We start from the raw sequence: 12,362 nt of genomic DNA, 5'->3' as shown, positions 1-12,362 counted from the left end.
GGTCCCCTTTTTTGCCGGCGTCAGCCTACGCCTCGATATGCCCTTCGTGCAAGCGAAGCACGCGGTCCATCTTGGCCGCCAGCCGCTCGTTATGCGTCGCGACCAGCGCCGCCGAACCATGATCGCGCACGAGGCCGACGAACTGGTCGAACACCCGGTCCGCCGTCGCCTCATCCAGATTGCCCGTCGGCTCGTCCGCGAGCACGAGCAGAGGCCGGTTCGCGAGCGCGCGCGCCACCGCGACGCGCTGCTGCTCGCCGCCCGATAGCTTGCTCGGCTTGTGGTGCAATCGCTCGCCCAGCCCCAGCCGTCCGAGCAGATCGGCCGCCCGCTCCTCCGCCTCCGCCTGCCCCGCGCCGCGAATCAACTGCGGCAGCACGACATTCTCGATCGCGTTGAAATCGGGCAGCAAATGATGGAATTGATAGACGAAGCCGATCTTCTCGCGCCGCGTCTTCGTCCGCTCGCCCTGCTCAAAGCGCGTAACGTCCTCGCCGTCGATGCGGATGACGCCCTCGAACCCGCCTTCGAGCAGGCCCACCGCCTGCAGCATCGTCGACTTGCCCGATCCCGAAGGCCCGAGCAGCGCGACGATCTCGCCGCGCCGCAGCGACGCGTTGACGCCGCGCAGCACTTCGATCGTGACGTCGCCTTGGCGGAAGCTGCGCTTCAGCCCGACCAGTTCCAGCGCGACATCATTCATAACGCAGCACCTGTACGGGGTCGGTATTCGCGGCCTTGTACGCCGGATAGAGCGTCGCGAGGAAGCTGAACACGATCACCATGATGACGATAGCGGTGATCTCGACCGGATCGGGCTTCGACGGCAATTCGGTGAGGAAGCGGATCGACGGATCCCACAGCGGCTGGCCGGTCAGAAACTCGACCCCGCGCAGCACACCCTGCCGGAAATAGAGCAAGGAGAAACCGACGATCATCCCGGCGATCGTTCCGGCAACACCGATCGACAGCCCGATCGCCATGAAAATACGCATAACCGCGTCGCGCGGCGCCCCCATCGTGCGCAAAATCGCCATGTCGCGCGTCTTCGCGCGCACGAGCATGATCAGCGAAGAGATGATGTTGAACGAGGCGACAAGGATGATCAGCGACAGGATCACGAACATCGCGACGCGTTCGATCGACAACGCCTCGAACAGGCTCGCGTTCATCGATCGCCAGTCGGAGACGACCGCGCGCGCCGCGAGCTTTTCGGCGAGCGGCTGCATGATCTCGCCGACGCGGTCGGGGTCCTCGGTCTTGACCTCGATCATCTGCACAGCATCGCCGGTGAGCAGCAGCAGCTGCGCATCCTCCATCGGCATCACGATATAGGCCTTGTCGAAATCATAGACGCCGATCTCGAAAATCGCGGAGACGCGGTAGCTGATCTCGCGCGGCACCGTCCCGAACGGCGTCGAGCGGCCCTGCGGGTTGATGATCGTGACGTTCGACCCGACCTGCGCGCCCAGATTGCGCGCCAGCTCGCTGCCGATAGCGACATTGCCCGAACCCGCGGTCAGCGTCGTGAGGCTGCCCTGCAGCACCTTTCCGCCCAGCGTCTTGTTGCTGCGGATGTCGGGAACGGTCATGCCGCGCACCAGCACGCCTTCGACCCGCCCGCTGAAGGTTGCGAGCAAGGGCTGTTCGATCAGCGGCGTCGCCGAAACGACCCCCGGCGTCGCCTTCGCCTCTTTCAACACGCCCTGCCAATCGTCGATCCGCCCGCCGAATCCCTGAACGACCGCGTGGCCGTTCAGCCCGACGATCTTGTCGAACAGGTCGCTGCGCACGCCGTTCATCACGCTCATCACCACGACCAGCGCCGCGACCCCCAGCATCACCGCGGTGAAGCTGAACGCCGCCGCGACGAAGATGAACCCCTCGCCGCGCTGCGGAAGCAAATAGCGTTTGAAAATGGTGCGCTCGTACGGACGCAGGATCATGAAGCGATCGGCCTTTGCGGCGCATGTATAGTGACACGCATACCGCCGCTTTAGGCAGGTCAAACACCGCTGGCAATGGGCGCCAGCAAAGCGCCAAACCCCAAATGATTATAGGAATGTGTTGCCCATAGGTCACAGCGGCCCGCAAAATCGGGGCCAACGGGCCGTGAGAGGGTGACAAAGCGGCCCCCAAGACCTACCCCAAGGCTTCTGGTTCAACGCGGCCCAAAGGCCCGGCTCCAGGGAGTGCAGGCCTTTCGCCAGGCCTGCAACAAGGGGGATGGCGATGTTCGTCACAGGCGCCCGGGTCTCGCAAAACGAGGCCCGGGCGTTGTGATTCTCCCGCAACGTTGCGGAAACGACAGCTTAGGGGTGGGGAGCGGACGTTTAGTCCTCCCTGTCGCGAAGCGATGGGGAGGGGGACCACCGCCGCAGGCGGCGGTGGAGGGGCCGCGACGTTGCTCCATTAGCCCCTCCGTCAGCGCTTCGCGCTGCCACCTCCCCATGCCTGCGGCACTGGGAGGATCCAACGGCAACTAACGGTCGGAAGCCGCCTATCCCTCGCTCTCGCTGATATCCTCGAGCATCTCCGCATCGAGCACGCGCACCCGCCCCTGCTCGAGCGAGATCACGCCCGACTCCTCCCAGCTTTTCAGCTGGCGGTTGATATGCTCGCGGCTCATTCCGGCGAAATTGCCCAGTTCGGTCTGGCTCAGCTCGACACGCTGTGATGCGTCGACATCCTTGCGAATCAGCCGTTTCAGATAGCGCGCGAGCCGCGGGCCCGAGGCATAGGCGCGGTCACTCTCGATCGTCTGGTCGGCGGTGCGCAAGCGCCGCGCGAGCTGCTGCATCAGCGACCAGGCGAATTCGGGATGGCTCGCGGCGAAATCCTTGAGCGCGTTGCGGCCGAGCTGGAGCGCGCTCCCCGCGCTCGTCGCGGTCACCGACGCGGTGCGCTCGCCGCCATCGAGGAGCGCGATCTCGCCGAGCACCGCGCCCGGTTCGGCATAAGCGAGCACGATTTCGCGGCCGCCCGAGGTCAGCATCGATACCCGCGCGGTGCCTTCGGTCAGGATCAGCATCATGTCGCCCGGGTCGCCCTGGACGAGCAATTCCTTGCCCTTGACGAAATTGACCTGCACCGCGCGCCGCGCGATTTCGGCCCAATCCTCGATCGTCAGGCCGGAAAAGATGCTGTCGGGGCCCTGCAATTCGGCGAGTTTCGCGTGATCCATCTGCCCCTGCACCCCTTTTACGTCGTTCTAAACCAGCCGGCTCTGCTTCACCGCCGCTTCGATGAATCCCGCGAACAAAGGATGCGGGTCGAACGGCTTCGATTTGAGTTCCGGGTGGAACTGCACCCCGATAAACCACGGATGGTCCGGGCGCTCAACGATTTCCGGCAACATGCCGTCGGGCGACATGCCCGAAAAGACGAGCCCGCCCTTTTCGAGTTGCTCGCGATAGGCGCCGTTGACCTCGTAACGATGACGGTGGCGCTCGCTGATGTCGTTGGCGCCATAGACGCTCGCGACATGGCTGTTCGGCGACAGCTTCGCTTCATAGGCGCCGAGCCGCATCGTGCCGCCCAGATCGGTGTCGGCGCCGCGCTTCTGCAGGCCTTCGTCGCTCATCCATTCAGTGATCATCCCGACGACGGGCTCGTCCGTTGGCCCGAATTCGGTGCTCGACGCGTCCTTGATGCCGCTCGTGTTCCGCGCGCCCTCGATGCACGCCATCTGCATGCCGAGGCAGATGCCGAAGAAGGGCACGCCGCGTTCGCGCGCGAAGCGCACGCTCGAAATCTTGCCTTCGGACCCGCGCTCGCCAAAACCGCCGGGGACGAGAATGCCGTGCATCGGTTCGAGATTGGCGGCGAGATCCTCGTCACGCTCGAACATTTCGGCGTCGAGCCAGCGGATGTTGACCTTGACCCGGTGCGCCATGCCGCCATGGACCAGTGCTTCGTTGAGCGATTTATAGGCGTCGGGCAGCGACACATATTTGCCTACGACGCCGATCGTGACCTCGCCCTCGGGATGCTGCTTGCGGTCCATGATGTCGTACCAGCGCGTCAGATCGGGCGCGGGCGCGTCGTGGATACCGAAGGCGTGCAGTACCTCGGAATCGAGGCCCTCGCCATGATATTGGACGGGCACCGAATAGATGCTGTCAGCGTCGAGGGCGGGGATCACCGCTTCCTTGCGGACGTTGCAGAATTGCGCGATTTTCGCGCGTTCGGTCTCGGGCAGCGGCTTTTCGCAGCGGCAGAGCAGGATGTCGGGCTGGACGCCCAAGGACGCGAGCTCGCGCACGCTGTGCTGCGTCGGCTTGGTCTTCAGTTCGCCAGCGGCGGCGATGTACGGCACCAGCGTGACGTGGACCGAGATCGCATTTTCGCGCCCGACCTCGTTCTTGAGCTGGCGGATCGCCTCGATGAAGGGAAGCGATTCGATGTCGCCGACCGTGCCGCCGATTTCGCACAGCACGAAGTCCAGGTCGTCGGTCTCGGCGCGCGCGAATTCCTTGATCGCGTCGGTGACGTGCGGGACGACCTGCACCGTCGCGCCCAGATAGTCGCCGCGGCGTTCCTTGGCGATGATGCCCTGATAGATGCGGCCCGAGGTGACATTGTCGCTCTGCCGCGCCGCAACGCCCGTAAAACGCTCGTAATGGCCGAGGTCGAGGTCGGTCTCGGCCCCGTCGTCGGTCACATAGACCTCGCCGTGCTGATAGGGCGACATCGTGCCCGGGTCGACGTTCAGATAGGGATCGAACTTGCGAATACGGACGCGATAGCCGCGCGCCTGCAACAAGGCTGCGAGGCTAGCCGCCATCAAACCTTTGCCAAGCGAGGAGACCACGCCGCCGGTGATAAAAATGAACCGCGCCATGGGAGGAAAGACTTACTCAACGGGAGGGGGACGGCGCAAGCCGTCGAATCGCTTGCCGCGGAAAATATTTCCGCCGGGCGGGTCTGGTCGGAGGCCGAAGCCGCCGGTTATTTCTTGGCGGGGGGCGCCTGCGCGGGAGCCGGAGCGGCTTCCTGACTTGCCGCCGCGGCGGCCGCAGCCGCCAGCGGATCGTCGCTCGCCGGGGCCGGCGCCGCATTTGCGGGCGCAGTGCCTTGGGCGGACTGCGCCGGGCCGGTCAGCGACGAGGACGGCGCCGCGCCGCTCGTCTGCGCCGATTTCGACAGTGAGGTGTCGATCGTCGAACCGCTGCGGCCGACCGAGGCCATCGCCGCGAGCAGGATCGACAGTGCGACAAAGGCGGTCGCAAGGACCGTCGTCGCACGGGTCATGAAGTCCGCCGCGCCGCGCGCCGACAGCAGGCCCGCCGGGCTGCCGCCGACACCCAGACCGCCACCTTCCGACTTCTGCATCAGGATGACGCCGATCATCGCCGCGGCAACGAGCGCCTGGACGACAAGCAGGAAGGTGAAAAGGCTGGACATCATGATTTCCCGAACTCGCACGGCCTCACACGGACCGCGCCCGCGGCGCACATAGAGACGAAGCGGCTTCGCTTCAACCCATACCTAATCGTCGCCCCCGCGAAGGCGGGGGCCGCTGGAGAGGTTGCGCTAGGTCGATTGCGGCCCCCGCCGTCGCGGGGGCGACGGAATTGATCAACCCAACTCCGTTGCAGCCGCCACGATCGGCACGAACTTCGCCGCCGTCAGGCTCGCTCCACCGACCAGCGCGCCGTCGACATCGCCCGCGCCGAGCAGTTCGGCCGCATTGTCGCCGTTGACCGATCCGCCATAAAGAATGCGCATTTGTCCGGCGGCGCCGCCGAACCGCGCCGCGAGTGCAACGCGGATCGCGCCGTGCATCGCCGCCACATCGGCCACGGTGGGAACAAGCCCCGTTCCGATCGCCCAGATCGGCTCATAAGCGATGGCAAGGCGCTGCGCATCGAAAGCGTCGGGCACCGAGCCCGCGATCTGCGCCAGCACATAGTCGATCGCCCCGCCCGATTCGCGCACTTCGCGCGGCTCACCGACGCAAAGGATCACCGACAATCCGGCAGCCAGCCCGGCTTCGGCCTTGGCGCGCACGTCGGCGTCGCTTTCGCCGAAGCCTTCGCGCCGCTCGCTATGCCCGACGATCACGACGCGCGCGCCGATGTCTGCGAGCATCGGCGCCGCGACCGATCCGGTGAAGGCGCCCGAGGCCGCGCTGTGGCAATCCTGCCCGCCGACCGCGCCGCCTGGCGCCGCGGCAACCATCGGACCGATCAGCGTGAAGGGCGGACAAATGGCGACATCGACGCCGTCATGCTCCGCCGCCGCAGCGAAGATCGCCTGCGCCTCGGGAACGGCATCCGACAATCCGTTCATCTTCCAGTTGCCGACCACATATTTGCGCCGCGCCATCTGCTCGCCTCTCCGACTGTTCAAACCTTGCCATCGCCCCTAGCGGCGCGCGGGCGACATAGGCAAGGCGTGTCGCACGCCACAAAACCCCATCCAGCCTTGATACCGCACCGCCTCGCGCCTAAAGCAGCGCGCAATCGCGCGTACCCGCGCCCTGCCGGAAAGAATGCCCGCTTCATGATCACCGCCATTCGCGCCATGTTTTCCTCGACGATCGGCAAATTCCTCGCGCTCGCCTTCGTCGTGCTTGTCGGGGTCGCCTTTGCGCTCAGCGACGTCACCGGCAACTCGACCTTCGGCGGGATCGGCGGCGCCAATGTCGCGAAGGTCGGCAGCGAGAATATCGGCGTCGGCGAACTGCGCGAGCGCGTGCGTCAGACCTATAATCAGGCGCGGCAGGACCAGCCCGGGCTGACGATGGCCGCCTTCGTCGAATCGGGCGGGCTCGACCAGGTGCTCGATCAGCTCGTCGAAGGATCGGCGTTCGACCAGTTCGCGACCGAGCTGGGCTTCGGCGTCAGCAAGCGGCTGATCGACGGCCGCATCGCCGACCTGCCCGCTTTCGCCGGCGTGTCGGGCAAGTTCGACCAGACGGTGTTCGAAAACTTCCTGCGGCAGAACGGCATCAGCGAGGCGCAGCTGCGCCGCGACCTGCGCCAGCAGCTCCTCGTCGAACAGCTCGCCGCGCCGATCGCGCAAATGCCGCGCATCGCGCTCGGCATGGCGCAGCCCTATGCCGCGCTGCTCCTCGAACAGCGCCGCGGTCAGGCGACCTTCATTCCGTCCAGCCCCTTCGCGCCGACCGCCGACCCCGGCGACGCGGCGCTCCAGACCTTCCTGTCGCAGAACAAGGCGAAGTTCACCGTGCCCGAACGCCGCGTGATCCAGTACGCCTTGTTCGACCGCGCCACGGTTCCCGTTCCCGCGGTCACCGACGCCGAAATCGCCAAGGTCTATAAGGACAATGCCGCGCAATATGCCGCGAGCGAAACGCGCCGCTTCGCGCAGGTGATCCTCCCCGATCAGGCGGCAGCAAACGCGCTCGCCGCGAAGGTTCGCGGCGGCACCTCGCTCGCCGCGGCGGCGCAGGCGGCGGGCCTGTCGGCCTCGACCACCGGCGACCTGACCGAATCGGCCTATGCAGCAACGACCACCGCCGCCGCGGCGAAGGCCGCTTTCGCTGCGCAGCGCGGCGACCTCGTCGGCCCGACGCAGACCGGCCTCGGCTGGACCGTCGCGCGCGTCGAGGACGTCACCGCCAAGCCCGCGCGCACTCTGGCGCAGGCGAGCGAAGAGATCCGCACCGAACTCGCGAAGAACAAGGCGAACGAAGCGATCGTCGATTATTACAACGCGATTCAGGATGCCGTGAACGGCGGCGCCTCGGTCGAGGAAGTCGCCGCCGACCGCAAGCTCCAGCTTGTCGAAACCCCCGCGTTGCTGCCGAGCGGCCGTGCGCCGCAGCAGCCCGCCTTCGTGCCCGCGCCCGAACTCGCCCCGCTCGTCGCGCAGGCCTTCCAGGCCGCGGGCGAAGGCGAGGGTCACATCGCGACGATCGTCGAGAATGAGAAATTCGCCGTTTACGCGGTGAAGTCGATCGTCGCCGCCGCACCGCCCCCCTTCGCGCAGATCCGCGCCGACCTGCTCAGCGAATGGCGCTTCGCCGAGGGGCAGAAGGTCGCCCGCGACAAGGCGCGCGCGATCGTGAAGGCGGTCGAGGGCGGCAAGAGCCTCAATGAAGCGGTCGCCGCCGCCGGTCCGAACATCGGCAGCGTGCAGGCGATCGGCGGCCGCCGCGCCGAGCTTGGCGCCGACGGCAAGCCCGTTCCGCCCGAACTCGCCCTCCTTTTCTCGATGGCGAAGAACAGCGTCAAGACGCTCGAAATCCCGGGCAATCGCGGCTGGATGGTCATCGCGCTCAACGATGTGCAGCGCCCCGATCCGAAAGCGATCGAGCCGCAGCGCGTCGCCGCGATCGCCCGGCCGCTAGCCCCCGCCTTCGGCAACGAGCTGATCGAACAGCTCGCCGCCGAAGCCAAGCGCCGCGTCGGCGTGACGATCAACAAGGATCTCGTCGCCCAGCTGCGCGCCGAACTCACCGGCAACGCGCCGGTCGTCGAATAAGAGTGAGCCTCGAAGGAAGAGCCGCAGCGCTCGAAGCGCTGGCGCGGGGCCGCGGCGCGGTCGTCTGGCAGCGCTTCATCGCGGACGTCGAAACCCCCGTCTCGGCCGCGCTCAAGCTCATCGAGCCGGGCCGCGGCGACTGGGTGCTCGAATCGGTCGAAAGCGGCGAGACGCGCGGGCGCTACAGCCTGATCGGACTCGACCCCGACCTGATGTTCGAGGTCACCGGCGACGCCGCGCGGATCAACCGCGACTGGCGCCGCGATCGCGATGCGTTCCAGCCCCTCGAAACCGGCGCGCTGCAGGCGCTTCGCGACCTCGTCGCCGAATGCCGCTTCGACGTGCCCGAGGGGCTGCCGAAGGCGCTCGCGACGCTCGTCGGCTTCTTCGCCTATGAAACGATCGGCCTCGTTGAACGCATCCCGCGCGCGCCGGGCGCCGGCCTCGGCCTGCCCGACATGATCTTCGTGCGCCCGGCGGTGATCCTCGTCTTCGACCGCCTCGCCGACGAACTCTTCCTCATCGCGCCGATCTGGCCCGACGCGAAGGGCGCGATCGACCGGATGATCGACGCCGCGCAGGATCGTCTCGACACCATCGCCGCGCGCCTGTCGAGCGCCAGCGCGCACGCCGATCGTGCGACGACCGACGCGCTGCCGACCGATATCGCCGCGACCCCCGCAACGACCCCCGCGCATTTCGCCAAGATGGTGGCAACAGCGAAAGACTATATCGCCGCGGGCGACATTTTTCAGGTCGTGCTGTCGCAGCGCTTCTCGACCCCGTTCGATCTGCCGCCGTTCGACCTCTATCGCGCGCTGCGGCGGATAAATCCCTCGCCCTTCCTCTATTTCCTCGACCTGCCCGGCTTCGCGCTGATCGGCTCGTCGCCCGAAATCCTCGTTCGGGTGCGCGACGGCGAGATCACGATCCGCCCGATCGCGGGCACCCGCCCGCGCGGCCGCACGAGCGCCGAGGATGTCGAGAATCGCGACAGCCTGCTCGCCGATCCCAAGGAGCGCGCCGAGCATCTGATGCTGCTCGACCTCGGCCGCAACGACGTCGGCCGCGCGGCGGTCGGCGGCAGCGTGACCGTCACCGACAGCTATACGGTCGAATATTACAGCCACGTCATGCACATCGTCTCGAACGTCATCGGCCGCATCGCGCCCGGCAAGGATGCGATCGATGCGTTGTTCGCCGGCTTTCCTGCGGGCACGGTCAGCGGCGCTCCCAAAGTGCGCGCCTGCCAGATCATCGCCGAACTCGAAGCCGACGCGCGCGGGCCTTACGCGGGCGGCGTCGGCTATTTCGCCCCCGACGGCAATATGGACAGCTGCATCGTGCTGCGCACCGCGATCGTCAAGGATGGCGAAATGCACGTTCAGGCCGGCGCGGGCATCGTCGCCGACAGCGACCCCGCCTATGAACAGCGCGAGTGCGAAGCCAAGGCCGGCGCGCTCTTCGCGGCCGCGCGCGAAGCCGTGCGTTTGGCGGGAACGCCGGGTTACGGGCAATAGGGCGCGGGTTAGGATGCGTTGATCCGTAGGACACGGGCTTACGACCGGTTGCTGACGTCCCTTGTATCGTCATCCCGCACCGGCAGGCTCAAGGTGAACCGCGCTCCCTGCCCCGGCGCGCTGTCGACGGTCAGGTCGCCGTCCATCGCACGCGCCAGACGGCGCGCGATATAGAGGCCCAGTCCCGATCCGCCGCTGTCGGTGCGCCCGAGCCGCTCGAACTTTTCGAACACCACCGCCTGCTGCTCGGCGTCGATGCCCTGCCCCTGGTCGGCGACGGTCACCGTCGCGCGGTCTTCTTCGCGGTCGACGCGAATCCATATCTGCGAATTGTCGGGCGAGTAACGGATCGCGTTGCCGAGCAGGTTGAGCAGCACCTGCAGAACGCGACGAAACTCGCCATAGGCTGGCGCCCGGTCGTCGGTGCGCGGCGCGTCGATGCGGATGCCCTTTTCCTCGGCCTTCATGGCGAGCAGGCCCACGGCGCGGCGGGCCAGATCGCCGAGGTCGATCTCGTCGCGTGCCGCCTTGAAACCGGGGCGCTCGATATTCTGGAGGTCGGCAAGGTCGTCGACGAGGCCGAGCAGGTGCCGCCCGGCGTGCGCGATATCGCCGGCGTAGCGCGCATAATCAGCGCGGATCGGCCCGTCGAACTGGCCCGAAATCGTCTCGGCCGTCGCGATGATGCGGCTCAATGGTCCGCGTAGCGCGCCGTCGATGCGGCGCCCGAACTGCGGGTCCGAAAGCGGTAGCGATCCAAAGGCCGGATCGACGAGCGCGCCGGGATTCCTTTGCTGAGCCGCGGGCTGCTCCTCGGCGGCGACCGCGTTGCCCCGAAAGCCGGTGAAGCGTCCGGTCGCGTCGAACAAGGCCTCGCCGGCGAGCGTCATCATCATCTGCCCCGTCCGGACGCGCTGGCCGTCGAAGCGCGCCTGCCGCGCCAGCGCGCGCAGCACCGGAAAACGGCCGTCATCGTCGGGCTGCAACTCGAACAATTCGGAAAGCGAGCGCCCTTCCCAGCCTTCGGGAACCGGCGGGGCATCGGCCGCCGCGCGCAGCGCGACGATACGCAATTGCTGGTCGCATTCCCATGCCCAGCTTTGCGGAACCACGGCGCCCTCGGCAATCGGCGGCGTCTGGGGTTGGCTCAGCGGCCGGGTACGCCAGTCGGTGATCTCGAGGCTTGCACCGTCGGCGTCGGGGGTGATGCGGACGAGCGCGTGGATGTCGCTATGGTCGTCGGCCGCATACAGCGGCCGACTGATGTCGCGATGCAGCCGCTGCGCCAGCGTGACGAGGCGCGCGAGGTGCGGCAGCGCGAGCGGCTTGTCGAGTCCCGCGCCCGCGCGCTGTTGCAGGCGCAGCAGCGGCGCGTCGGCGCTTACCAGCGCGCCCGACCGGTCGATCCGGCCCCGGATGACGCGCTCGTTCACCGTACGCGCTCCGTGCTTCGACATTCGTTATGGTCGTCGTCGCCCACCGCGCGTGCCGGCAGCATCGCCAGCGATGCCTCGATCGGCGCCAGCGCCAGCCGATCGAGCCGCAGCGGCGCGAAAAGCGACGGCAGCGCCGCGCTCTCGGCGGTCAGCAGCGCCAGCGCCATGTCGTCATAGCTGCGGCGATGCGCCGCCGCCGCGAGCGCGATCAGCACGGGCCAATCGTGCCGTGCGATCGCGGCGGCCGCCGCATCGGCGGCATCGGCGCCCAGTGCTTCGTGGTAGGCGCGTCCCGCGTCCGCGATCCCGCTTTCGGTCGCGTGGCGGTCTGTTTCGGCGCGCACGGCGTCGCCCAGCTTGGCGGCGCGCTTCGCGTCCTTGCTCACCTCGGCCAACCGCCACGCCGCGATATCGAGCAGCAGCGCCCGGAAGGTCTCGCTATCGAGGTCGGCGATCGCGATCGCCGGATTGCCAAGCGCGTCGAACCGCCGGCGGTCGGCGATCTGCAACGCCAGATAGGCTTGGTCGACGTCGGACAGCGCTTCGCCGACGGGAGGCGCCTCGTCGTTCGCCGCTTCGGGTTCGGACAGCAGCGGCGGCGGGCTGCTGCGCTGTGTCGATTGCTCGCGCCAGCGATGTTCCTCGACGCGCGCGAAACAGACGCCCGCGAGCCGGGGTGCGGAGGGCAGTCCGCCGCGAAGCCACTCATTCCATAGAGCTGCGGGATCGATCGCGGGATCGAGCCGCGCAGCGATGTCCATGACCATCCGCCGCGCGATGCCCAGCGCCAACGCGCGCTGTTCTTCGGTCAACCGGCCCACCGCGGGCGCGGTCAGATAATCCGCCAGCTCGTGCAGGCGCGCCGACAGCGTCGGCGACGGCGGGTCGATGCCGGGGGAGAGGACCGATTCACTCATGCGCGTCCGCCAATATCAGCATGACGTTAATAGGC

The 12,362-nt window shown here is 67.4% G+C and carries 10 protein-coding genes; 2 read left to right on the top strand and 8 right to left on the bottom strand.

What is annotated here, in order from left to right; genetic code table 11:
- Positions 1–25 precede the first annotated feature (25 nt).
- The 6 genes from FG95_RS10370 to tpiA form a co-directional block, all read right to left on the bottom strand.
- Positions 26–703 (bottom strand): ABC transporter ATP-binding protein, encoded by a 678-nt coding sequence (locus FG95_RS10370; RefSeq protein ID WP_037555703.1) that lies wholly within the window; start codon positions 701–703, stop codon positions 26–28.
- Positions 696–1,946 carry a lipoprotein-releasing ABC transporter permease subunit gene (locus tag FG95_RS10365; RefSeq protein ID WP_037555701.1) on the bottom strand — a complete coding sequence of 417 codons (1,251 nt, stop codon included), beginning with the start codon at positions 1,944–1,946 and terminating at the stop codon, positions 696–698. The genes FG95_RS10370 and FG95_RS10365 overlap by 8 nt, the downstream gene beginning before the upstream one ends.
- A gap of 554 nt (positions 1,947–2,500) precedes the next feature.
- The gene (locus FG95_RS10360; RefSeq protein WP_037555700.1) at positions 2,501–3,184 is read right to left on the bottom strand and encodes a Crp/Fnr family transcriptional regulator; all 684 of its coding nucleotides are present in this window, start codon (positions 3,182–3,184) and stop codon (positions 2,501–2,503) included.
- Between the two features lie 27 nt (positions 3,185–3,211).
- Positions 3,212–4,843, bottom strand: coding sequence for a CTP synthase (locus FG95_RS10355; protein ID WP_037555698.1), 1,632 nt, complete (start codon positions 4,841–4,843; stop codon positions 3,212–3,214).
- 107 nt (positions 4,844–4,950) lie between these two features.
- Positions 4,951–5,409 carry a preprotein translocase subunit SecG gene (gene secG, locus FG95_RS10350; RefSeq protein WP_037555697.1) on the bottom strand — a complete coding sequence of 153 codons (459 nt, stop codon included), beginning with the start codon at positions 5,407–5,409 and terminating at the stop codon, positions 4,951–4,953.
- Between the two features lie 171 nt (positions 5,410–5,580).
- Positions 5,581–6,330, bottom strand: coding sequence for a triose-phosphate isomerase (gene tpiA / locus FG95_RS10345; protein ID WP_037555694.1), 750 nt, complete (start codon positions 6,328–6,330; stop codon positions 5,581–5,583).
- Between the two features lie 177 nt (positions 6,331–6,507).
- Between tpiA and FG95_RS10340 the strand changes: the two genes are divergently transcribed.
- Positions 6,508–8,454 (top strand): peptidylprolyl isomerase, encoded by a 1,947-nt coding sequence (locus tag FG95_RS10340; protein ID WP_037555693.1) that lies wholly within the window; start codon positions 6,508–6,510, stop codon positions 8,452–8,454.
- A 2-nt stretch (positions 8,455–8,456) separates the two neighbouring features.
- On the top strand, positions 8,457–9,974 hold the full coding sequence (gene trpE / locus FG95_RS10335) for an anthranilate synthase component I (RefSeq protein WP_037555691.1): 1,518 nt from the start codon (positions 8,457–8,459) through the stop codon (positions 9,972–9,974).
- A gap of 38 nt (positions 9,975–10,012) precedes the next feature.
- Here trpE and FG95_RS10330 read toward each other — a convergent pair whose 3' ends face one another.
- Together FG95_RS10330 and FG95_RS10325 are read right to left on the bottom strand one after the other, a co-directional pair.
- The gene (locus FG95_RS10330) at positions 10,013–11,407 is read right to left on the bottom strand and encodes a sensor histidine kinase (protein WP_037555690.1); all 1,395 of its coding nucleotides are present in this window, start codon (positions 11,405–11,407) and stop codon (positions 10,013–10,015) included.
- Positions 11,404–12,327 carry a hypothetical protein gene (locus tag FG95_RS10325; protein ID WP_052182278.1) on the bottom strand — a complete coding sequence of 308 codons (924 nt, stop codon included), beginning with the start codon at positions 12,325–12,327 and terminating at the stop codon, positions 11,404–11,406. The genes FG95_RS10330 and FG95_RS10325 overlap by 4 nt, the downstream gene beginning before the upstream one ends.
- Positions 12,328–12,362 lie beyond the last annotated feature (35 nt).

Source organism: Sphingopyxis sp. LC363, from assembly GCF_000756385.1.
GTDB lineage: Bacteria > Pseudomonadota > Alphaproteobacteria > Sphingomonadales > Sphingomonadaceae > Sphingopyxis.
Note: the sequence above shows the minus strand (reverse complement) of the source record. Positions and strands in the feature narration are given on the sequence as shown.